General features: G+C 40.3%; 18 protein-coding genes and 2 pseudogenes. 7 read left to right on the plus strand and 13 right to left on the minus strand.

The window, feature by feature from the left end; all coding sequences use genetic code 11:
* The first annotated feature begins 110 nt into the window (after window positions 1–110).
* From V1502_RS18285 to treC, 3 genes are all read left to right on the plus strand, one after another.
* Entirely contained in the window at window positions 111–965 is an 855-nt protein-coding gene (locus V1502_RS18285; protein ID WP_409252022.1) for a MurR/RpiR family transcriptional regulator, read from the plus strand.
* A 499-nt stretch (window positions 966–1,464) separates the two neighbouring features.
* Complete coding sequence (treP, locus tag V1502_RS18290) at window positions 1,465–2,877, plus strand: PTS system trehalose-specific EIIBC component (protein ID WP_409252023.1); 1,413 nt, start codon at window positions 1,465–1,467, stop codon at window positions 2,875–2,877.
* 265 nt (window positions 2,878–3,142) lie between these two features.
* Window positions 3,143–4,837 (plus strand): alpha,alpha-phosphotrehalase, encoded by a 1,695-nt coding sequence (gene treC, locus V1502_RS18295; protein ID WP_409252024.1) that lies wholly within the window; start codon window positions 3,143–3,145, stop codon window positions 4,835–4,837.
* 458 nt (window positions 4,838–5,295) lie between these two features.
* Here the strand turns inward: treC and V1502_RS18300 are convergent, their stop codons facing one another.
* The 6 genes and pseudogenes from V1502_RS18300 to V1502_RS18325 all read right to left on the minus strand — a co-directional run bounded on the left by V1502_RS18300 (window position 5,296) and on the right by V1502_RS18325 (window position 11,640).
* Entirely contained in the window at window positions 5,296–5,520 is a 225-nt protein-coding gene (locus V1502_RS18300; protein ID WP_409252025.1) for a hypothetical protein, read from the minus strand.
* Window positions 5,521–5,539: 19 nt separating this feature from the next.
* On the minus strand, window positions 5,540–6,496 hold the full coding sequence (locus V1502_RS18305; protein ID WP_409254389.1) for a methyl-accepting chemotaxis protein: 957 nt from the start codon (window positions 6,494–6,496) through the stop codon (window positions 5,540–5,542).
* Window positions 6,479–7,252 (minus strand): annotated as a pseudogene (locus tag V1502_RS18310) (HAMP domain-containing protein); the annotation flags it as partial. The pseudogene V1502_RS18310 and the gene V1502_RS18305, both read right to left, overlap by 18 nt.
* A gap of 42 nt (window positions 7,253–7,294) precedes the next feature.
* Window positions 7,295–8,002 (minus strand): EAL domain-containing protein, encoded by a 708-nt coding sequence (locus V1502_RS18315; protein WP_409252026.1) that lies wholly within the window; start codon window positions 8,000–8,002, stop codon window positions 7,295–7,297.
* Between the two features lie 268 nt (window positions 8,003–8,270).
* Entirely contained in the window at window positions 8,271–9,005 is a 735-nt protein-coding gene (locus V1502_RS18320) for a LytR/AlgR family response regulator transcription factor (protein ID WP_409252027.1), read from the minus strand.
* Between the two features lies 1 nt (window position 9,006).
* Window positions 9,007–11,640 (minus strand): ATP-binding protein, encoded by a 2,634-nt coding sequence (locus V1502_RS18325; RefSeq protein WP_409252028.1) that lies wholly within the window; start codon window positions 11,638–11,640, stop codon window positions 9,007–9,009.
* 573 nt (window positions 11,641–12,213) lie between these two features.
* Here V1502_RS18325 and V1502_RS18330 point away from each other — a divergent pair.
* Window positions 12,214–13,317 carry an HD-GYP domain-containing protein gene (locus V1502_RS18330; RefSeq protein ID WP_409252029.1) on the plus strand — a complete coding sequence of 368 codons (1,104 nt, stop codon included), beginning with the start codon at window positions 12,214–12,216 and terminating at the stop codon, window positions 13,315–13,317.
* A gap of 124 nt (window positions 13,318–13,441) precedes the next feature.
* Here the strand turns inward: V1502_RS18330 and V1502_RS18335 are convergent, their stop codons facing one another.
* Window positions 13,442–14,038, minus strand: coding sequence for a hypothetical protein (locus V1502_RS18335; RefSeq protein WP_409252030.1), 597 nt, complete (start codon window positions 14,036–14,038; stop codon window positions 13,442–13,444).
* Window positions 14,039–14,151: 113 nt separating this feature from the next.
* On the opposite strand from V1502_RS18335, the gene treR reads away from it, so the two are divergent.
* On the plus strand, window positions 14,152–14,871 hold the full coding sequence (gene treR / locus V1502_RS18340) for a trehalose operon repressor (RefSeq protein ID WP_409252031.1): 720 nt from the start codon (window positions 14,152–14,154) through the stop codon (window positions 14,869–14,871).
* Window positions 14,872–14,912: 41 nt separating this feature from the next.
* On the opposite strand, the gene V1502_RS18345 is transcribed toward treR, so the two are convergent.
* From V1502_RS18345 to V1502_RS18365, 5 genes and pseudogenes are all read right to left on the minus strand, one after another.
* Window positions 14,913–15,998, minus strand: a complete 1,086-nt coding sequence (locus tag V1502_RS18345) for a methyl-accepting chemotaxis protein (protein WP_409254390.1) — start codon at window positions 15,996–15,998, stop codon at window positions 14,913–14,915.
* Window positions 15,999–16,496: 498 nt separating this feature from the next.
* Window positions 16,497–17,447: a methyl-accepting chemotaxis protein gene (locus V1502_RS18350; RefSeq protein ID WP_409254391.1), complete on the minus strand. Its 951-nt coding sequence runs from the start codon at window positions 17,445–17,447 to the stop codon at window positions 16,497–16,499.
* Window positions 17,448–18,536, minus strand: a pseudogene (locus tag V1502_RS18355) (cache and HAMP domain-containing protein); the annotation flags it as partial.
* A gap of 681 nt (window positions 18,537–19,217) precedes the next feature.
* Window positions 19,218–19,898 (minus strand): response regulator, encoded by a 681-nt coding sequence (locus tag V1502_RS18360; RefSeq protein ID WP_409254392.1) that lies wholly within the window; start codon window positions 19,896–19,898, stop codon window positions 19,218–19,220.
* A 28-nt stretch (window positions 19,899–19,926) separates the two neighbouring features.
* Window positions 19,927–21,069, minus strand: coding sequence for a sensor histidine kinase (locus V1502_RS18365; protein ID WP_409252032.1), 1,143 nt, complete (start codon window positions 21,067–21,069; stop codon window positions 19,927–19,929).
* Between the two features lie 491 nt (window positions 21,070–21,560).
* On the opposite strand from V1502_RS18365, the gene V1502_RS18370 reads away from it, so the two are divergent.
* Both V1502_RS18370 and V1502_RS18375 read left to right on the plus strand, forming a co-directional pair.
* The gene (locus V1502_RS18370; RefSeq protein WP_409252033.1) at window positions 21,561–22,193 is read left to right on the plus strand and encodes a YigZ family protein; all 633 of its coding nucleotides are present in this window, start codon (window positions 21,561–21,563) and stop codon (window positions 22,191–22,193) included.
* Between the two features lie 86 nt (window positions 22,194–22,279).
* Window positions 22,280–23,248, plus strand: coding sequence for an LCP family protein (locus V1502_RS18375; RefSeq protein ID WP_409252034.1), 969 nt, complete (start codon window positions 22,280–22,282; stop codon window positions 23,246–23,248).
* Window positions 23,249–23,292: 44 nt separating this feature from the next.
* On the opposite strand, the gene V1502_RS18380 is transcribed toward V1502_RS18375, so the two are convergent.
* Window positions 23,293–24,363 carry a glycosyltransferase family 4 protein gene (locus V1502_RS18380; RefSeq protein ID WP_409252035.1) on the minus strand — a complete coding sequence of 357 codons (1,071 nt, stop codon included), beginning with the start codon at window positions 24,361–24,363 and terminating at the stop codon, window positions 23,293–23,295.
* Window positions 24,364–24,422 lie beyond the last annotated feature (59 nt).

A 24,422-nucleotide genomic window follows, 5' to 3' on the forward strand; every position in this document is an offset into this window, starting at 1 on the left:
CTTTATTATAGAAAATATTTTCCTGTTTGCAATTGTTTTCAGGAAATATTTTTTCTCCCTTTGTATTCGAGTATAATATAAAGACGAAACCCTTTCAGGAGAGTGAATCTATGGAGAAAAATCACCAGCACTGCTTGGCGAGCATCCGATCCCATTACTCCCAATTCAGTGATACAGAGAAAAAAATTGCCAATTATATCTTAAACAATCCGACAGATATTATTCATTCTACGATAAATGGACTTGCTGATGAACTGGGAGTCGCCGATTCAACGGTGTTCCGTTTTTGTAAAAGGATCGGCTTTAAGGGCTACCAATCCATGAAGATTGCGCTTGCGGCCGAAATCGTCACCCCTATGAGAGATATCCATGAAAATGTTGACGAGAATGATACTCCGCAGACCATTGCTTCAAAAGTATTCCGTTCCAATATGAAAACCATTGAAGATACGTTGATGGTGTTAAAAGAAGAGCTATTTCAGGAAGCAGCTGATGCCCTGCTCGCTGCTGATAACATAGAATTTTTCGGAAGCGGCGGCTCCGGGATCGTTGCCATGGATGCTTACCATAAATTCATTCGTACCGGACTACGGGTGCACGCTTCCACTGACAGCCACATTCAGTTGATGACGGCTTCGCAGATGACCGAGAAAGACTGTGCCGTCCTCATCTCTCACTCAGGTTCGACAAAAGATATCCTTCAAGTCATGAAGGTATTGAAAGAATCCGGCGCAAAGACCATAGCCATCACCAACTTTGCCAAATCGCCGCTTAGTGAAAAAGCCGATATTTCCTTATATACGGTCTCAGAAGAAACGGACTACCGCTCCGAAGCCCTTTCTTCAAGAATTGCGCAGCTCTCTATCTTTGATGCCCTTTATGTCAGCATCATGCTAAAACGTGATAAAAACGGACAAGATGCGTTGAAAAGAATGCGTAATGCAATTTCGGTAAAAAGGCTTTAAGTGTGACAGGAATGACGAAAAATTTGTTGATTAAAAATGGTAATTATTTATAAAAATAAACCAATGACAGCCCAGAAATGTAAGGGTTTCATTGGTTTTTTGTTTGAGAAAGGAATTTCATTCGACAAAATTCGAGAAATACCAACATGAAAGTGTTGACAACTTGTATATACAGGATTACAATAATCTCATAACTTGTATATACAACATCCGCTATGAAATGTAAGCGGTTTTTGTAAGCGTTATTTGAAAGCGTTATTTTTGATAGCTTGTTTAATCTGCCGTCACTGGGGAAATTGGAAGAATGGATAGATTGGTTCATTTTTCACACACTAGTACTAGAAATTATTATTTTTACCCGACAGCAGATGGCGGCTTCTATTTTCTCAACACTCTTTTACATGGGCAGCCTTATTCCAAGCAGCCTTTATTCTATAGAACGTTTTGAAAATAGCACATAAAAAAGGGGAAACAACACCCCGCACAGGAGGGAAAAACCATGAGCGTAAATAGAGAATCTGTACGCGAAATTATTGAAGCGATCGGCGGTAAAGAGAACATCAATACTGCGACGCACTGTGTGACCCGTCTTCGTCTTGTATTGAACGATGAAGGGCTTGTAGACAAAGAACGCCTGGAGGATATCGACCTTGTGAAAGGTTCCTTCTCCACAAACGGACAGTTCCAAATCGTAATTGGTCAGGGGCTTGTCGATAAAGCTTATAAAATCCTGGCTGAAGAAACAGGAGTCGAAACGGCTTCCAAAGAGGATGTAAAGAATGCAGCTGCTCAAAAAATGAATCCGCTGCAACGCGCCGTTAAAACATTGGCAGATATCTTCATCCCGATCCTGCCTGCAATCGTTACAGCCGGTTTATTAATGGGTATCAACAATATCCTGACACAACCGGGAATCTTTATGGATGCAAGTGTCGTCGAAGCATTCCCGCAATGGGCTGATATTGCTTCCATCATCAACCTGATTGCCAATACGGCGTTCGTATTCCTTCCTGGTTTGATCGGTTGGAGTGCAGTGAATCGTTTCGGCGGAAGCCCGCTGTTCGGTATGGTCCTTGGTTTAATGCTTGTACACCCTGACTTGTTGAACGCATGGGGTTACGGTGCGGCCCAGCAGGAAGGTGGAATTCCAACATGGAATCTGTTTGGATTGACCGTTGAAAAAGTAGGATATCAGGGACAAGTTCTCCCTATCCTTGTTGCTTCATGGGTACTCGCTAAAATTGAAGTGTGGCTTCGTAAACGTATTGCAGATGCATTCCAATTGCTTACGGTTGCTCCGATTTCATTGTTAGTTACAGGTTTCTTGGCTTTCACTATTATTGGTCCTATCACTTTCACACTAGGTGGATGGTTAGTGGACGGGGTTACAGCTATCTTTGATGCAGCTCCGGCGATTGGCGGCCTTGTATATGGTGCTCTTTATGCACCGCTTGTTATCACTGGAATGCACCATACATTCCTAGCGGTTGACCTTCAGCTGATTGGAACGATCGGCGGAACATTCCTATGGCCAATGCTTGCCCTTTCCAACGTAGCACAGGGTGCGGCAGCATTCGCAATGCTTGTTGTTGAAAAACATAATGAAAAAGTGAAAGGTCTTGCAGTATCATCTGGTGTATCTGCATGGCTTGGAATTACAGAGCCGGCGATGTTCGGGGTTAACCTTCGTTACAAATACCCATTCATCGCAGCTATCACAGGTTCAGCAATTGCCGGTCTAATTGTCACAGTCGGATCAGTACTTGCTCCATCAATCGGTGTCGGCGGTATCCCAGCGTTCTTCTCCATCCCGTCTCAACAATGGGGAATCTTCGCCATCGGTATGCTTGTAGCAATCGTAGTACCGTTCGTCTTAACACTGGTACTATCCAAATTCAACAAAAAGAAGTAAGACATTTTCATGAAGGAAGAACCGGCGCTGATCTCTCAGTGGGCGCCGGCTCTTCTCTTTTGTATTTAAAGACATATATAAAAGACGCAAAACAACTCATACTATGAGGGAAACTACTTATACACTTTCACACACTAAAGCACTAAGAGGGACTGTCCCTCTTCGCGCGCTGATGCGTTAAAGCACTAAGGGGGACTGTCCCCTATCGTGCGGTGAAGCGGTAAAGTACACGATCAAAAATACTTAGCAGGCAGGTGTTCTATAAATGAAGAAGCAGCAACCTTGGTGGAAGAAATCGGTTGTTTACCAAATTTATCCGAAGAGTTTCAATGATACGTCAGGCAATGGTGTCGGGGATATCAAAGGAATTACCGAGAAACTGGACTACTTGAAGGAGCTTGGCATCGATGTGGTCTGGCTGACGCCGATCTACAAATCACCACAGCGTGACAATGGCTATGACATCGCCGACTACTTCAATATCCATGAAGAGTACGGGACCATGGAAGACTTCGACGAACTGTTATCTCAAGCACATGACAGAGGAATCAAGATCATTATGGACATTGTCGTGAACCACACGTCTACAGAGCATGAGTGGTTCATCGAATCACGCAAATCCAAAGACAACCCTTACCGCGACTACTACATTTGGCGCGACGGCAAGGAAGACGGTTCTGAACCGACTAACTGGCAGTCTAAATTCGGCGGAAACGCCTGGCAGTATGACGAAGAGACCGGCCAGTACTACCTCCACCTGTTCGATGTTACACAGGCTGACCTTAACTGGGAAAACGAAGAGCTTCGTACAAAAGTGTACGACATGATGAAATTCTGGCTCGATAAAGGGGTCGACGGCTTCCGCCTGGATGTCATCAACCTGATTTCCAAGAATCAAGACTTCCCTGACGATGACGGTTCAACAGCACCAGGAGACGGACGTAAATTTTACACAGACGGACCGCGCGTCCATGAATTCATGAACGAAATGAACAAAGAAGTGTTCTCACAATACGACATTATGACCGTCGGTGAAATGAGTTCAACAACCATTGATCACTGTATCAAGTACTCAAATCCTGAAAGAAACGAATTGAGCATGACGTTTAACTTCCATCATTTGAAAGTCGATTATCCTAACGGCGAGAAATGGACAGTTGCAGACTTTGACTTCTTGCAGTTAAAAGATATCCTGTCCACCTGGCAGCGCGAAATGCACAAAGGCGGCGGCTGGAATGCCCTGTTCTGGTGCAACCATGACCAGCCGCGTATCGTGTCACGTTACGGAAATGATGGAGAATACCGCAACCTGTCGGCCAAGATGCTCGCAACGACCATCCATATGATGCAAGGAACTCCTTATATCTATCAAGGGGAAGAATTCGGAATGACTAATCCAAAATTCACGAGTATCGAGGAGTATCGCGATGTTGAATCCATCAACATCTTCAATATCTTAAAAGAAGAAGGAAAATCAGAAGAAGAAATCCTGGAGATCCTTCGCCATAAGTCCCGTGACAATTCCCGTACACCGGTTCAATGGGATAGCAGCGAGAACGCAGGCTTCACCAACGGTACTCCTTGGATTCCGGTGGCCAAAAACTACACGGAAATCAACGCAGAGAAAGCGTTGCAGGATAAGGAATCGGTCTTCTATCATTATCAAAAGCTGATCTCACTGCGAAAAGAGTATGACATCATTACGGACGGCGATTATCAGCTGCTGACACCTGAACATGCAGACGTTTTTGCTTATGCACGCAACGGCGAAAACGAAAAGCTGCTCGTCGTGAACAACTTCTACGGTAACAAAACGGTCTTTGATCTGCCAAACGATGAACTGAACATCGATGGCTGGAACAGCGAAATCCTGCTTTCCAACTACGACGACAGCCAAACGGACTTGGAATTGATCAAGCTTCGTCCTTATGAGTCTGTCGTATACCGATTAACAAAATAATTTTCTTTATACCCGCTGTGCAGGCGGGTATTTTTTTGTGGGGAGTTTGGTTAAATCATTTACCTATTTCTAGTTAAATTAAATTGGGATGATAAATTCTCCTATTTTTAGGTACAAACCAAAAAGCTACTTAGGAAACATCATCCAAAGCAGCCTTCAAAGATGTCACAGTTTGCACTCTGTGATTTCTCAATTCACCTGAAGCTACCACACTTATGGCTTCCATCCTGTTTTACATCTTTAAGATCAATATAAATAGTCTCTAAGATCATCTAAGGTAAAGGGATGGTCAGGATAAAAAATCATTTGATACTAGGAGATATGAAGACATACGATTACCTCCTCCTTGTTCTATGGAGGCAGAGTTGAGATGAAAGACTTATCAAAACGAGAAAAAAGGTCTGTACTAAAATAATAGTACAGACCAAATATAATACAATTTATATCACTACTAAGTCTTACACTAATGGCATCAAAAGTGTGCAAAAGTATGAAGCTGCATCAGTTCCCCTATTTTTAATTATTTGGATATCATCCACGATTCTTTTTATCTGGTAATGGTTCAGCTTTTGGGTAATCCTTCTCGCTAACTGAATAGTGGTTTCTTTTAGTCCAAACCGGCTCTTTATTTCTTCATAAAATTCTTCACACAGAGTATACAAACTATATTCTTCTTGACTCACTCTTTCTACACCTTACCTTTTACAACTTAAACTTACTAATCAAGGTATTGAGATTTTCAGATAAACTAGAAAGTTCATTAACATTCTGAGCGATTTCTTCCATGGAAGCGGAAGTCTGCTGAGCAGATGCTGATGTTTCTTCAATGCCGGCAGACGCTTCCTCTGAAACAGATGCAATATTGGCTATGGAGAAGTTCATCTCTTCCCCATCTTTGGCGACTGTCTGAAGATCGTGGGTGATAAGGTTAATTTCCTTTACTACTTGATTTATAAGAGTGTTCATCTCTTTAAAGGTACTTCCGGTCCTTTCGATTTGTTTTGTTCCCGTTTCCACCTGCTCATATCCCGTTTCCAATGAGTGGACGACTGTGTTCGACTCCTGTTGGACCTTATTGACAATGCCAGTAATATCTAAAATGGAGGACGAGACTTGCTCAGCTAGCTTTCGTACCTCGTCCGCGACAACGGCAAACCCCTTTCCTTGTTCTCCCGCACGTGCAGCTTCAATGGCCGCATTTAGAGCCAACAAGTTGGTTTGATCGGCAATGTCCTGAATGACCATGACTAGCTTTGAAATCTCCTTAGACTGCTCATCAAGCCCTTTTACCTTTAAGACGGATTGCTTTACAATTTCATCAATCGAGTTCATTTGTTCTACCGATTTAAGCATTAATTCGTTTCCTTGATTCGTCATGGATAAGACGTCCTGGGCTGTATTGCTGATTGTTCTTCCTTGTTCGTTCGCATTATTCAAACGTGTGATAAAGCTTGCCATCGTATCCGCAATCTGGTGCGAAGTAGAAGCTTGCTCCTCTGCCCCGGAAGCGAGTTCTTGCATAGTGGAAGCGACCTGTTCACTGGCTTCTTTTACTTCTGCTGACGCCTGGGCCATTTCTTCGCTTTGGGTTGTGACAGAATTAGATGTCGTATTGATTTCTCTAATCATCTCTTGCAAACTGACTAACATCGTATTCATCGCTTTACTCAACTGTCCGATTTCGTCTTTACCTTTATATGTGCTTTGCTCTACAGAAAGATTTCCTTGAGCAATTTCCGTTGCCATATCAATGACTTTATTAAGGTTGGTTTGAATCATACGGTTGACGGTTGTTATGATGACAACACTTATTAAGACGGATAAGAGGATGGAACCGCCTAAAGTTAAAATACTTTGATTCAGACTATCCTGAGCCTCTTGGATGGCTTTATCTCTTTCTTTATTGATTAATGTGCGAAGTTCCTCAAAAACATCAACGGTTTCAGAACGTAATGACCGTGCTTTTTGCCTTCCTATTGAAATCGCAGCTTCATTATTGTTTTTAACAGCTGGTATTATTTCATTGATAAAGAGGTCATTTACCATTTTGTCATTAGAGACAATCTGCTCAAAATATTTCTTTTCTTCTGGTGAATCCATACGTGCTTTAAGCTCTTGTTCTAATTGGTTATATGCTTCTCTTTTCGCCTCGAACTCTTCAATATAGGTGTTTTCTCCAGTGTTAATATAATCAGCGATCCGAATATCCTTCGTTCTGAAAATGGATGCCATTTCCGTTACCTTGATGGCTCTATCCCCTCTTCGCTCAATGGCTTTGATATCATCCTTTACATCTTGGACTTGGGTATAGATAAAGAATGCGGAAATACCAAACAGCACCAATGCTATACTGAGTGCTAACCCATATTTGCGGCCAATTTTCATGTTTTGTAAAAATTTTGCTAGCATGTTCATTCTCCTTCAGAATTTATATTATTAAAAATTAATACCGGCTTCTTACAAGGGACCAGGTCTTCCTAATAGATAACCCTGTCCCACAGAAACCTTTAGCTTTTTAGACAAAGCTAAATCAATCTCTGTTTCAATACCTTCCATTACAAGAAGAATTCCTTCTTCTAAGCAGTATTCAGATAATAACGATACCAGTTTTTGCTTTTGAACCGATTCACTAAGCTCACGGGAAAAATAGCGATCTAACTTCACTACACTCGGTTGAAATTCAACTATCTTTTGTAAAGAGGCAGCTCCTTTGCCTACATCATCTAAGGCAATAGAAAACCCGAGCTGAGTTAACCAAATAATTTCTTTTTGCAACTCAGGGATATCCCAAGTTCGTTCCTCTTCTTGTGTTTCGTTTAACTCTAGAATAAGTTGACCTATAATTCTGGGATTCTTACTTATCAATCCCTTAAAGAAACCTCTCCAATCCTTATGTAGCAACGTCGAAGGATAAATATTCAAAAATAGATGGTGTGATTCCCAAAATGGAAAGTTAATAATCGCTTTTTGAATGGAAGAAGTATCTAATTCAAACAAATAGTTCAGTTTTCTTGCTTGAGAAAATATCTCTTCTGGATTCCTTCCCTCACTTCTGAAAAATCCTTCATAACCGTAAATCTTCCAATTCTGCAAGTCCCATAGGGGTTGAAACTCATGATGAAATTTATAACCAAGGGGTGCTTCTGTTTTACACTTTGTAGTCACTTTCGCATACCAACCTTTTAATTTTTGTTCATTAAGTTCCTAAATTATGACTTAAGACCTATAAAGAATAGAGGATAATCCTTCATATGTCCACTTCTCTTAAAACGTAAATTCAGGTTAAAGAGATCGTTTTATCGTTTATTCAGACAAAAAATCGGTTGTTTCAGCCAAATTTTCATAAATTACAACAAATTTCTACAAATTTCTACATTTATCAGCATTTCTTTATATACAAAAAAATCAACCCCGTTTGGAGCTGATTAAAAAACTATCTTTGATTTAATAATGCTTTCTGGATGCCACTAATATGGTTTTTGGAAATTTTAGCCCTACCCTTATATTCCTTAAAAATGGCATAATAGGTTTGATTACTCGTCCGAATAGCTTCTATATGATTTATATTAATAATGTAGGAACGATGAGAATGTATAAAGTTACTGGTAAGTCGATCCATTAGTTCGGCGAGTGTTTCAGAAGTCTCATGCGTTTGGCTTCTTGTATGAATAATCGTTTTTCTTTCCATTTTTTCTATATAGATGATGTCTTCGTACGGAATGAGAAGAAAATTGTTATAATTTTTTATAATCAATTTTTTATTAGCATTCATAGTTATTCCTGTATCTTCTTTGGCAGCGAGATTATCCTTACGTAATCGTTTTGCTCGCTCCAATGCTTGTTTCAAGCGTGGAAGCATGAGTGGTTTCACTATATAATCTGCCGCGTCCCAATCAAAGGCCTCTGCAGCATACTCCCTATACCCCGTTATAAATATCACCTGAAGGTCAGGCAAAGATTCTTTACAGGATTTTATGGCATCCATTCCACTTACAAAAGGCATGTTTATATCGACAATCGCAATATCCGGCTTTTCCATAATAAGATGGCGGATGAGCTCTTCCCCATTTTCAGCTTCTCCAATGATGGTATATTCCTTAAGGGCAGATAGGAAGTGATGTAATATTTTCCTTCCTGCGTAGTCATCATCAGCAATTACAATGTTCATTTTAGAAACGATCCCTCCCAAGATAGTGATTTAGCGTTTTGACTAGTATAGAAAGGTCGATTGGTTTGGTTAAATATTCATTGGCACCAGCTCGCTTTGCCTTTTCGATATCTTCTTTTAAGGCGTTGGCACTGACCGTTATGATCGGTACATCTAGTTTCTCATTGAGGCGAACCAGGTCAATAATATCCATACCATGGATATCCGGAAGGTTCATGTCCAGAAGGATAAGGTCAACAGGTTCTTCTTTTAAGATCATTAATCCTTCAATCCCTGTCATCGCACTAAGGAAATTGATGGTTTTGTAGTTTTTAAAGAAATGTTGAAGAAAGGAATGATTCATCTTGTTATCTTCAATATACAATACGGTCGAATCAGGGATATCCAGCTCTGGAGGTGGCCCGACAAGTTGAGAAGGAGTGTTTACCAAATCCCCTGCCTTGTAAAGAGGGAATTCCAAACAAACTACTGTCCCTTTCCCCATTTCACTCTCCAGTTGTATGTCTCCCTTAAATGACTTCACGAATTGTTCTACCAACGAAAGTCCAATGCCGGCTCCCTCGACTGAACCGTTCAGGGAGTTGCTTCGATAGAAGGGGGTGAATATCTTCTGCAACTCTTCTTTAGGAATGCCTACCCCGGTATCTCTTATCTTGATGACAGCCAGTCCAACCTTCTGATAAGCTTCCACATGAATTTGCCCATTGAATTGGTTATATTTTATAGCATTGTCCAATAAATTAATGAATACTTGTCTCAATTTTGTATTGTCCGCCCAAACAAAGGCCCCGCCAAGTGGTACATGGGTATTAATCTGTATATTATGTTGAGAAGCACTATGGGACACCATTTGTACACTTTCCTGTAGGACTGCAGCAATATCCACTTTACCCATGTTTAGCATTAATCTTCCCGATTCTATGCGGGCTAAATCCAAAACAGAGTCAATTAACTGTAAAAGATGCTTTCCAGCCATAAAAATTTCTTGGACATGACTACGCTGTTGCGGCGTTAAATCCGGATCTAAATCTAGAATTTGAGTGAAACCTAACACGCCATTTAAAGGAGTCCTTAACTCATGACTCATCTTCGAAAGAAACTCGGACTTGGTTTTATTCGCCTTATCGGCCTGTTCTTTAGCATGTTGCATTTTTTGTTCGGCCTTCTTTTGTTCGGTAATATCCACCACGGTGCTGATCACTTCAACAATTTCTCCATTTTTTCTGACAGGCATTAATGAGGTTAATAGGGTTATTTCACTAGAAGTCAACAGTTCAAAAGTAACCTCTTCACCATTCCATGCCCTTTCATAATACCCTAAATATAAGTTATAAAGTTCAGGTTCTAATGATATATTCCTTAACGTTTTACCTAAAAAGTCATTACGATGATAGCCAAATTTATTTAGCAATTGACCACCTACTAGAGTAAAAACAAAATCATTATCAATTTTTTTAAACTTACTAATAATGCTATCTTGATTTATTAATATATCTCTTAAATTCTGTTCAGCACGCTGTAATTCTTCCATTTTGTCATTCAATTCCGTGATATCCCTACCTAATAAGTAAAATCCAATAGTTTTATTGTCCTGTTTAACCGGAAGAAACGTAATTCTTAAATCAATGAGTTCACCTGATGATATGGTAACTGGCAAGTCAATAAAATCTCCTTGCTGGGTACGGGCTTTATCCAAGGTTTCTTGTAATAATCCTTGCTCCTGGTTTGAGAATAGCGAAAAGACATTCGTTGATAATAGAGACTCCTTCACACAATCAAACCTTGTTAAAAATGTTTGATTCATATCCTTTATGACTCCCTGGTCATCTATTTCAATTACCAAGAGAGGGCTATACTCAAAGAGGGACTTACATTTCTCGTCTAATAATTTCTTCTGAATCATAATTCTTTCTCTATCGACATAAGAGACAATTAAAAAACTCATAAAGATAAAAAGACTAGCCGCCCCTACGAGGAGAGCTATAGACTGCTGCCCCGCTTCCATATATCTAGTGATTGAGGAAGGAGAATTAAGGGTGACAGCGCCCAATATCAAATATTGAGATCCAATTAATAACCCGCCAACTGTTACCACCTTCCCTATCTTCTTAGCCAAACGAATACGTGGGAGGCTGCTCTCTTCAGTAAAAGTAGAGAGGAAATATAGAAGTAAATATAAAGCGACGAAGGTAAGCACGCTTCCAAGAATAATCACGCCCCAGTCGAAATGCTTTTCCCCTAGATCCATAGCCAAAACGTTTATAAATTGAGCAGATAAAAAAACTACAGTTAATAATAAAGTACTTGTATAATAGCTGGTTACTTTAATGGTATTTTTCTTCGGAAAATAAAATATAAGAAATGATAAACCCATATAAATTAAAAAGGATATAGCGAGTAAAAGAGTATTAAACTTGGCAGGATGAGGACATTGATAGCCAATAAGTGCCACGATATTCATACTCCAAATCAGAATGGTGAAACCAATGGATCTGAAATTCAATTTGTATATGTCTCTTTTATCATTGATGGAAGAACCCCTTGAAGTATCCAACACTAACCATAAACCTAAGACAATAATAAAGCTGCTGATGAGGATATAGTCAAGGCAGGTTTCCATTAGTAATTCAGTCATATGTATCTCCTTTGGTGTAAGTTTATGTTTTACTCTCAACCATCATATTATAAAGAGGATTAATTTAAAACGAAACCATTTATAAGGAATGTAATGTTTCGATAGGGATTGGCTAAAATATCGAATTTTAAAAAACCATTAAAATTAACAGACTAAGGTACATAGCTCAATACAGGGTAAATTTTTAAAATATAGTGGTTTCTAAAAGTGAAAAATGGAAACGCCCAATATGGACGTTTCCATTTTCACTAAATAATATAAGACCGCTCCCTTTTTATATTTATAGAATGTTAAAATATTTTCCGCTTTAAATGAAGGAGAATCTACACAAAACCTAACAGACTTGCTTTTTAATCCAAATAGGTACCCAGCGTCTCCTAATATCTACATTTTTATTCCACTATGTATTTTCAGGGACTCTCTATTTCTTCTATCTACGATATTCCCTTATTAAAGTTAATATTTTGATACTTTTACAGGTTAATTTTTAGAATATTTTGTAATCAGGTTAAGTTTCATAGTATTATAGGCTTATACAGACAAAATAATTTTATGTTCAAAAGGAGGGATTAGGTGAGATTAGTCTCGATTAACAATTGTGAACCCGGAATGGTCCTAGCAAAACCAATTTATACTGAAGATGCCCGGCTTCTTTTAAATGTAGGTACCTCCTTAACTGAAGCCCATATTAAGCGAATAAAAAAGCGTATTTCTTTTATCTACATTAAATCTGAAGTGACAGATGACATCATTAATGTGAACGATGATATACCATACGAGCTGCGAACCAAGACTATTGCAACCATTTCTAATGTATTTTCAACTATGAAAAATAAATCCACAAACAAAGTAGCTATCACAAATCGGTTAAGTAACTTTAGATCTTTGAAAGATACATTTTCTAATGTTATCCGTGAGCTTCAGAGTTCTTCTAATCATTTAAACTTAATTTCACATTTACAAATCAATAATGATTCCATGTTCGAGCATTCACTAAATACAAGCCTTTATTCCTTATCAATCGGGAGAATCCTAGGCATACCTGAAAAATCTTTACATATTTTAGGGCTTGGGGCACTCTTCCATGACATAGGAAAGCTCCAATTACCCCAATCACTTTTGACTAAAACCGACCTAACTGATGACGAAAAAAAGGAAAAGAGATTACATACTGAAATTGGGTTTGAAATGTTAAGGAAAGAGTCTGAACTACATTTATTAGTTGCTCATTGTGCTTATCAGCATCATGAAAATGTGGATGGAAGCGGGTATCCAAGAGGGTTGAAAAAGAATGAAATTCACCAGTTTGCAAGAATTATTGCCGTTGCTGAAAAGTTTGATAGATTGATTAGAGAAAAAGCAATGCTTCCTCATGAGGCAATGGAAGTGCTGTATGGTTATTGTTATATTAGATACGATATCGATATGATTGAGGCATTTAAAGAGGCTGTAGCCATTTTCCCCATTGGTGTAACAGTCACTTTAAGTACAGGACAGCAAGGGGTTGTTATCGGTTATAATCAAAGATTCCCCCAACGTCCAAAGGTTAGGATCTTTAGAGGAAAAGATGGAAAAAAGCTTTCTATCTCCGAATTTTATGATATTGATTTATTAACAGAGCTAACCACTATGATTGTGAAATGCGATGCCATTATTGAAAGTAAAGCCAAAGTGTAAATCTACACGCTCGTTTTCTTAAAAGTCCTTTTCATCATCTCTTCCATTTATCACCTTATTATTAACTGAAACCATATTTATATATTAAAAAAAGTGCCAGCACAAGACTGGCACTTTTTCCAAATTATTCAGATGCAGAATCAGACTCTGGTTTATCCGGATTTTGCATGACTTTAATCATCGATACTTTCCAGCCTTCATCCGTCTTCTGGAAGATTGTTAACTGCTTCCCGCTTGTAGTTGCCTGACGGTCACTGTTAGGATCCTTCGTTAAGACTTCCAAGTCAGCATATACATCCGCTTTTTTCCCTTGGTAGTTGATAATTTTTACATTTGAAGCTTCACGTTTTACATCAAGCTTACTGAAGATATTATTGACAGCGGCTTCTTCCTCATCCAGTGTAAAGTTGACTGGTGTATCGGAAAGAGTCGCTAAGTATCTGTCTACATCTTCATCGTTGAATGATTCGATATATTCATTAAACGCATCGAGGATAGCCTGCTTTTCTTCTTCCGGAATATCTGTCGCTTCTTCCAGATTCTCGGCATCCTTCAAAATTTGAGCCGTTTGTTCTTCAAGAGGATTCGCCGCTGTTTCCTCCTGCGTTTCTTCGGGCTTGTCCGTATTTTCAGCACCCTGCTCATTATTGTTACAGCCTGCCAGCAAAAGGCTGCTAACTCCAAGACCTATCATGATTTTTTTCCAAAGCTGTGTAGTCAAATCCTTCACCCTTTTCTAAAATATGCGATAACTCCATTTTACCTGAAAAATCCCAAAACTCTCAAGCTCTTATTGAAAATACCTGAGTATGGTAGAATGAATATGGTGATATTATGACAAAAAAGAATAAATATATGCAGATATACCAAGAACTTGCAGATAAAATTCAGGATGGGACCTTCCCAGCAAACGAAACGCTGCCTTCTGAAAATGAACTTTCAGAACTCTATGAAACTTCCCGGGAAACCATCCGCAAAGCCCTGACCTTGCTCTCCCAACGAGGGTTCATCCAAAAGATACGCGGTAAAGGGTCGCTGGTCCTGGATATGTCAAAATTAAGCTTTCCGATCTCCGGACTGGTCAGTTTCAAGGAACTACAGGGTTCCCTGGGGGGCGAATCGCAAACGATCGTCTACGATTTCGGCCTCATCACTCCTGATAAAACGCTCGCCAAACAACTCGGCTGCGAACAGGAGGAAGAAGTGTGGAAGGTAGTACGTGCCCGGAACATCAAAGGAGAACGCATCATCCTTGATAAAGACTACTTTTTGAAAAAGAATGTTCCTCTCCTGACAAAAGAAATTTGCGAGAAATCAATCTATGAATACCTCGAAAATGAACTTCAGCTTCCTATCTCTTATGCAAAAAAAGAGATCGTGGTGGAAGAATGCACCGAAGAAGACCGTTCATACCTTGATCTCGACGGCTTTGACCATGTCGTCGTTGTTAAAAACTATGTGCATCTGGAAGACACGACTCTCTTTCAATACACAGAGTCCCGGCATAGGCTGGATAAGTTCCGATTTGTTGATTTTGCGCGGAGAAAACACTAGAACCGGCTTTTCCTTAGAGGATCAGCCGGTTCTTTTCCTTGTTAACTTAATTGAAATTGTTTAAGATCTTCACTCAAATTACGTGCTATTCCGTTCAAGCTTCGCGACAGTTGATCGATTTCTTCCATGGCTGCATTCTGTGCTTCAATGGAGGCTGCCACATGCTGTGTGCTTCCCGATGTCTGTTCAGTGATGGCAGCGATGCTTTCAATCTTCAGGTTCATGCCTTTCGATTTCTCATTCACCCTTTGCATGATAGAATTGACTTCTTGTGACTGCCTCGAGATGTTCTGGATATCCGCTGCTATATCTTCAAAAGAATTTCCTGTGTCATTGACCATAGTAATACCTTTACCGACTACAGCTTCCCCAGCCTGCATAGAATTTACCGCATTATTGGTCTCTTTCTGTATTTCTTCAATTAGTTTTTGGATATCGCTTGCCGCTTTTCCTGATTGTTCTGCCAGTTTTCGTACCTCATCTGCCACAACGGCGAATCCTTTTCCTTGTTCCCCAGCCCTCGCTGCTTCAATGGCCGCGTTCAGTGCCAAAAGATTGGTTTGATCAGCAAGTTGAGTAATGACTTCAACAATTTTTCCAATATCCCCTGATTTGCTGCCAAGTTCATTGATAAGCCTGGAGGTGGCCGACACAGACTCCTGGACGTGATTCATCTGCTTGACCGTTTCTGTCACCAGCACAATTCCACGGTCTGCCTTCCTATTTGCCGAATCTGCTAATTTCGCCATGCTAGCCATGGATTCCGAAGATTCCTGCATATCCACCGAAATAGCTTGTGCAGACTGTGTTAATTCATAGGCACTATTCGCCTGATTATCCGCTCCTCCCACAACTTCGGAAACAGCAACAGAAATCTGTTCAATCGCTTTATTGTTTTGCCCAGCCCCGGCCTGCAGCTCCTCCGAAGAAGCAGCCACCTGCCTAACCGTATCGTTAGTTTTTTTGATTAGATTACTTAAATTCTCCGTCATGGAATCAATCGCTTCCGCCAATTCACCAATCTCATCTTTTGACCGGTAAGCGGCCGACACGGTCAAATCGCCTTCCTTCACTTGATTTACTGTTCGGATTACGCCCTTCAATGGCCTGATCACAATAAAATGCATAAACAAACTGATAATGAAGGTGGTCACCAACAACGTTACTCCGGTATTGATATAGACACCGTAACTGCCATCCACAGCTTTCTCCACATATGTATTGATATAAGCTGAAATCGGCGAGCTGATAAGCAGACTGAAGATGACAGCAGCCACCGTCTTTATTCGCAGACTCAGCTTTCCTTTAGATAATTCATTAATGAAAGATGTATTCTCCTTTTCCACTGTGTTTCCTCCTGAACGGTTGCTTAAGTACTTTGTATTAGGACTAAAGTATCAACTAATTTATGTTCCATTTAATACCCTCTTTACAACCTGCTTAAACCAAAAATTCTGTTAAACATTATATGAAAATGTATTATATCGGCTATTCAATACTCACTCTCTGCTTCTTTAAGGGAACCTGTACCAAACACTGGGTAGTCAATACAAACCTAGAAGATTACAGAAATTCTTCACGCTTTAAAAAGGGCTGCTTCACCTTTGTGATAACAGCCCTTCTTCTTATTCAATAATAAACTTCTCCAGCTCTTTTCTCATTTCTCGTGAATGGGAATCCAACTCTTCAGCCAGCTTATTTAGTTGTTCCATAGACGCCGTTGTTTCTTCTATAGAAGCAGAAACCTCTTCTGTTCCGGCAGCCGTCTCTTGGCTGATAGAAGTAATATGGGATGCATTTGAGACCAGCACCTCTTTTTGCTCCACCATGCGTTTCATAGAATCAACGATTTCGGAAATCTTACTATTATTTTCATCTATGACAGTCTTGATGGTAAGGAAGGCACCCTCTGTATCAGTAACAGCCTGCCCTTGCTCCCCCATTACTTCATTCGTTCTGGTAATCAATCCGACTGTATGTTTCGTTTCATTTTGCATTTGACCGATAATATCTCCGATTTGGGTAAGCGCAGATTCTGACTGTTCAGCAAGCTTTCTTACTTCATCTGCTACTACCGCAAACCCTTTTCCTTGTTCCCCGGCCCGCGCAGCTTCAATGGCAGCATTTAATGCCAATAGGTTGGTCTGGCTTGCAATTTCGCTGATTGTCTTTACGATTGCACTGATGTTATTAGATTTGGCGTCGAGAGACCCGACAGCGGAGACCATTTCTGTCATCATTTCATCAGCACGGTCAAATTGCTTCTGCAGCAGCTGAATTTTATCCATTCCTTCAACGGAAGTAGTGGATAGCTTATCTGATTTCTCTTGAATTTCAAGAGACTGCTCTTCCACTTTCCGGATCATTTCTGCCAGATGATTTGTCGCTTCTGAATTCTTTTCCAGCAGGCTTGTCTGCTCCCCAGAACCGGAAGCAATCTGTTCCATCGTTATTGCCACTTCATTGGAAGCCGCAGTATTTTCCTCGGAACTTGCCACCAATGTTTGTGAAGCATCGGTTACCTGCATGGAGACATCAGATACTTTTTTCATCATGAGCTTGAACTGATTTAACATGTTAGAGAAACTAACGGACAACTGGCCAATTTCATCTGGACGATCTGTATTAATGTTCGTCACGAGATTGCCTTCCTCAGCCTCTTGCATTGCAGCCTGAAGCTTGCGGATTGGCTTTGTGATCGTCCTTGTAATGAATACTGAAATTAATATTGCAAGCAGGATGATAATTCCCAAAGTGATCAGGATGGGAAACAGCACTCCCTGAGCTTTTTTCTCGAATTCAGAGACAGTTACAGCGCCGACAATCTGCCAGCCTGTAGTAGGATTTGTGACAAATCCCATGATTTTGTCTTCTCCGCCAAATTCATATTCTACAATTCCATGTTCCCCTGCTTGTTCCATTTTTTTATAAAAGGATTCGCCAGAGGCATCCGCGCCGACTTTTTCTGCCACAGGATGGACAAGGAATTTCCCGGTATTATCAAACAAAGCTGCGTATCCTGTGTCACCGATTTTAATATCCTTTACGATATTCGTTAACGCTTGGATTGATACATCCACACTGAAGACGCCAACTACTTTTCCTGACTTCTCAATGGCTTTCGCCGCACTTACAATTACTTCATTGGTAGCAGTATCTATGTACGGCTCGGTCCAGATGACTTCACCCGCATTTTCTACGGCTTTTGTATACCACGGTCTTGTTCTAGGATCATAATCTGAAGGCAGTTCCGTATGAGGGTAAAGGATCATCTCTCCCTTATCGTCCGTCCCCATATATATATTGAGGATGGCCTCGTTGGCTTCCGCATCTTTTCGGAAGTCATCAAGAATATTTTTAGTACCGTTTTCTTGCTGGTAATTTTGCAGCATTGAATCAGCACTAAACCTATTTACGGTATTACCTATATTCCGGAAAAATAATTCGTAGGAATTATTTACTCCTTCCATTTGCTTTTCTACATTGGCAATAAGTTCATTTGTAGTCAATGAAACACTCGATTTGTAACTGACATACGAAATAATAGCGCCCGAAATGATGATCAACGCTAAAAACGGTATCAATACTTGCCTTTGCAGTGTCTTATTCAGAAAATTACTTTTTTTAATATCTTTTAGTTTTTTGCGTCCTTTTTGCTCTTTCATCACATGCTCCCCTTTATACTTAGATGCTGTTTAATTTTCTCTTTTTCTACCTCCGTTTTAATCTTTAGAGCCCTCTGTTATACTATCGACAAATTTCTCACTCTTTTAATTAAAAAAATAAAACATTTACACAAAAACTCCGGTGGTCAACAATTAGAGACGGGGATGATTCTTTTGGCATTACCTGTTTCCTTATACACTGTTGCTATTGAAATGATGAGTTTGATAACCACCGCAGCTGTTCAACTCCGCTGAAGGGGTGGTGAAGCTCTCCGCTTCGCCCGAAGGTCACCTGTCATATTATTTCTGCAGAAAGTCTCACATCACTCATTTCTGTCGACCCTCTTCAAATTGAGAGTGTATAACTATACTCTTTCGAAAACAGGCTTAAATAAAGGTTGTTTTCACATAGATGGTTGCTTTCGAGAAAATCCAACGGTGGGATTTTCCCCTAAGGTACAAGGGCTTGTCTCTCTGTATAGGGTGAATAGCTTGAAATCTAGGCACATCTCTTTAACTTTATATTAAATAGCAACAAAGTATTAGAAATGAGCGTAAATAAAAGGAAAACACTAAGATTAAAGCGTTCTATCTTAAGTCCCGACAGCCAGCATTTGAGCTTTTATTCTTCCAAAACAAAAAAACAAGCCCTTATCAATCAAGAGCTTGTCTCATTATTTCTTATCGAACTTCCACCCAGCCGTTTTTGATTCCTGTCACAACAGCTTGGGTACGGTCGTTTACGTTCATTTTTTGTAAGATGTTACTTACGTGGTTCTTAACGGTCTTCTCACTGATATACAGAGCTTCACCGATTCCACGGTTGCTCTTGCCATCTGCAAGCATCTGCAGGACTTCGCACTCACGGCGGGTCAATAGGTGCAGCGGGCGTCTTACTTCCGTCTGCTTGAAACCGCCTGTATCCTGATTATTTGCCAGACGACGATAATCACTGATCAAATTGTGAGTGACTTTAGGGTGGATGTAAGATCCGCCGGCAGCCACTACCTTAACCGCCTCAATCAATGCTTCGGAGTCCATTTCCTTCAGTAGATAGCCTAATGCACCCGTTTTTAACGCGTGACTCACATAGTTTTCGTCGTCATGTATCGACAGAATGATGACCTTTGTGTCAGGGTATTTTTTCACAAGCTCCTGTGTAGCCTCCACGCCATTTTTTTCAGGCATGTTGATATCCATCAATACCACATCAGGATTGTGTTTTTCAACGAGCTCGATAGCCTCTGACCCGTCATCTCCCTCTGCTAATACATTAAAAGTTGGCTCAAATTCTAAAATGCGTTTTACCCCTTCTCGAAATAACTGATGATCGTCTATAATGACAATATTTGTTGTCATAATTTCGCCTCCCTATGTGTACGAGAAAAATTTATGCTGTTAATGGTACCTGGACAAGGACAACGGTGCCAGACCCGGGATTGGAATCAATACTCATGTCCCCATCAAGGATCTCTACCCGTTCCTTCATGCCCATGATGCCGAAGGATCCGTTTTTCTTTTGCTTTATGTCGAATCCTTTGCCATCGTCTTTAATGATGACGGTGACTGTGTCTTTGCCTATTTCCAACTTCACTTGAATTTCGGAAGCTCCAGAGTGTTTCAGGGCATTTTGCACGGATTCCTGAATTAATCTGAATAAGGCAACTTCATATTTGGAAGGCAGCCTTTTTTCCTGCCCAAGGTTTACAAACCTAATATTGGTACTCTTATGATACTCTTCGATAGTGCTTAAGTATTTTGTGAGGGTCGGGACCAAACCTAAATCATCCAACGCCATTGGCCTTAAGTCATAGATGATCCTGCGGACTTCATACAAGGCGGAACGAACCATTTTTTTCAGGTCCTTGATTTCTCCCAGTGCAGCCATCGGTCCATTCTCCCGGTAGACCCTGTCAATCAGGTCCGATCTCAGGAGGACATTAGCCAGCATTTGTGCAGGTCCATCGTGAATCTCCCTTGAAAGCTTTTTTCGTTCTTCCTCTTGAGCCTCGATGATCCGAAGGCCGAAGTCGTGTCTCTCTTTTGCATCTTCAAGGGCGGCACCGACCTGTTTTAAATCACTGCTCAAGTAGTTCAGAACAACGGAAATTTGAGAGTTCAACTGTTCGGCCCTATCGATGGTATCTTCCAGATTTTTAATCCGGCGTTCCAGATCGTCTCTTCGCTCTCGCAGCCTGGACTCTGTCTGCCTGTTCAAGGAAAGCTTCATTTGCAGGTCATGTGCTTTTTCATATGCTTCCCTTACCTGCCCCTCGGAGAACTTTTGAAAGTGCTGACTGACCTCCGAGAGCCTCTTCCTTGCAAATCTTGACTTACGCTCGAGCTCGTCACCTTCCTGGATGACCTTGAATACAGATTCTTTTATGACTTTTAGTTCTTTAGTGATGGATTCATAATCCTGCCGACACTGTTCGCCGATTTCAAAAACATCATCTTTACTGCGGCCGACCGTGTCGATCATCTGCTCTAAAATGTTATCCAACATCTTGGTGTTCACCTTTTTAATGGACACGGGACCCTCCTCCTAGTAACAAGCTCATTGTACATGGAATTTATTGCATTACTATTTCAGAATAATTAAAAATTAGCTTTTTCGCTAAAATAGTTATAAAGCCACAGCTGTTATTCAACCTGCGTACCTTTCTTCCTATATCATGCTCCAACAATATAATGTTAATTTAAAAATTCCCTACTGCTCTCAAAATTCCTTTATTCATCTAGGCATATTTTAAAAAAAGATGTTTTGCACTAAATCCCCGTCTATTATACCATGTCACATTTTGTCGGATATTAAGATTTCATTACATATTATTACCGGGCCTTTAGTGCTTTAACGTGCGAAGAGGGACAGTCCCTCTTCGCACGTTAAAGCACTAAAGCATTCAATCAATAATGATTTGTCTGTTTATGTATAGTAAAATGGGGAGTAAGTATCAATTTGTCGAATTATGATTTAGTACCTATATAAATGAGGAATACACTTGCTCGAGAGGAGTTTTATTTTTGCTGCAAAAGTATTTAACCGTTAAGGATACAGGGGAACATGAAATTACAATCGAACGCTCGCGGTTTATTGCCCACATCAAACGTGTCGAAACCGAAGAAGAAGCACAGGACTTCATCAACCAAATAAAGAAAGCGCATTGGAGCGCCAACCATAATTGCTCTGCCTATATGATCGGGGAGCATAACCTCATCCAGAAAGCCAATGACGACGGGGAGCCGAGCGGAACAGCCGGTGTCCCTATGCTTGAAGTGTTAAAGAAAAGAGACCTAAAGGACACTGTCGTCGTCGTCACGCGCTATTTCGGCGGAATTAAGCTTGGAGCAGGCGGATTAATCAGAGCATACGGAAAAGCCGTCTCACAGGGGCTGAATGCCGTCGGAGTTGTCGAAAGAACACTTATGCGGGTGATGAAGACAAAAATCGATTATACCTGGCTGGGGAAAGTGGAGAATGAAGTGCGTTCATCGAAGTATCCGTTAAAGGACATCCATTACCTGGATGCCGTTGAAGTGGAAACGTATGTTGAAGAAGATAAGAAAGAGGATTTTGTTGAATGGATGACGGAGCTTACGAATGGGCAGGGGGAAATATGTGCTGCGGATAATGAATATTTAGAAAAAGAAGTTTGATTATTTTTTTGCTTTTCCTTTCTTGATTTTAGGGAAGCTTAAGAAATACTATAGAATACATTTTCAGATATATATGGAGTGATCTAGTGAATAGATATGAAAAAACCAGGCGAGGTCTTCGTATAAAAAGAGTTGTCATGGTCCTTGGATTGCTGTTCCTTGGAATTGGCGCCTATGGAGGTTATATTGTATACAAGGCCTATGATGCCGCCACCCAGTCTTTTAGTGAATTGGAGAGAGGACATAAGTCAAGTCTGCGTGAAGAAGCCGTAGAAGTGAGCAAGGATCCTTTTTCCATTCTCATTATGGGCGTTGAAGATTACTCTACCGGCGGCCAAAATGGCAGAACCGACTCATTAATAATAGCTACTTTTAACCCGACAGACCAATCAGTTAAACTAGTAAGTTTGCCAAGAGATACCCTGGTAGAAATTCCTGGTAAAGAAGTAAAGGATAAAATCAATCACGCTTATGCTTTTGGGGGCAAAGAAGCAACAATAGAATCAGTTGAAAAATTATTGGATATTCCCGTCGATTATTACGTTACGATTGGCTTCCAAGGATTCAAAAAAATCATTAATGAAGTTGGCGGTATTACGATAGAGGTACCTTTTGACTTCTCAGAAAAAAGTGATGAAGACAAAGACATCATTTATTTTACAGAGGGGGAAATGCAACTTAACGGAGAAGAAGCACTAGCTTATGCCCGGATGAGAAAGGAAGATCCCAGAGGGGATTTTGGCCGAAACGACAGGCAGAAGCAAATCTTAACAGCTGTAGTTGCCAAGCTGCTTGCCCCTTCCTCCCTGACAAAACTAGATAACGTGGCAAAGCACGTCGGCGAGAACGTTCAAACCAATATGAGGGTTTCACAAGCACTGGCAATTCAAAAGAAATACCCTGAATTTAATTCCGGAAGGATTGAAAACCTTTCCTTAAGGGGAACAGACCAATACATCGGTGGAATTTATTATTTTCAGCCAGATGAAGCTGGATTATCTGAACTGCAAACTGAGTTAAAAAGACATTTGGAGCATGAACATACTGCAGAGTAAACAAAAAGCCGTTAATGGACAGCTCCATTAACGGCTTTTATTGTTTAGTTATTATGCTGACGTCCAGACATTTTCCGATAAAATTTTAGCAAAGGGCGATATTGATCATTAACCAGACCTACTGTTTCCACGATAACATGGGCTATAATCAGCAAGCTGACCAATATAATCAAAGCACCCCAAAGTGCAACCGAAGACATCATAATCGCACTCACGCTGAATAACACTCCCAGTGCATATATCACAAGTACAGTATTTCTATGCGACAGTCCCATGGCTAGTATTCGATGGTGTAAGTGGGACTTATCAGGAGCAGATATTGGCTGCTTATTGATGACTCGCCTAATTATGGCAAATGTAGTATCAAAAATAGGTACACCTAAAATGATTATTGGAATAATAATGCTGAATAGGGTAACACTCTTATATAGACCCAACAATGAAAGAATGGAAATGCTGTATCCTAAGAACAAAGCACCTGTGTCCCCCATAAAAATCTTGGCGGGATGGAAATTGTAGAACAAGAAACCTAAAGTGCTTCCCAAGATGATGACAGAAATCAACAGGATCAGATCTTTTCCTGCCAATCCAGCCATTATGGCAATAGTAGCAATACCAATAGATGACACCCCAGCAGCAAGTCCATCCAACCCATCAATCAGATTAATCGCATTTGTAATTCCAACTATCCATAAAATGGTAATTGGATAAGCCATCCAACCCAGCTGGAATTTTTCTACCACAAATGGAATGGTGATAAAATCAATGGTTAGGCCAGTACTGACAATCATAACAGCAATCAAAAGCTGACCGGAAAATTTTATTTTTGCAGATAATTCAAATTTATCGTCTAGAATACCAAGGATTATGATCAATATTGCTCCAACAGTGATGGCTGTAACTTTTTCGTTATGAAGGTCACTAACGAAATAACCAACCATTACTCCAATAAATATAGCGAGACCACCCATCCTCGGCATTACCTTTTCATGGACTTTGCGGTGATTTGGCTTATCGGTTACACCAAATTTTATCGCCAGTTTTATCACTAGTGGAGTAATAACCAGGACCGTAATCAAAGATGCGAAAAAAGCTAATATAACTTTAGTGTCCATAATTAAATCCCCTTATCAAGTTTCAGTATTAGTGTAACACCCATTGGCAATTAAAAACT

It is taken from the genome of Rossellomorea sedimentorum (assembly GCF_046237645.1).
GTDB classification, from domain to species: Bacteria; Bacillota; Bacilli; order Bacillales; family Bacillaceae_B; genus Rossellomorea; species Rossellomorea sedimentorum.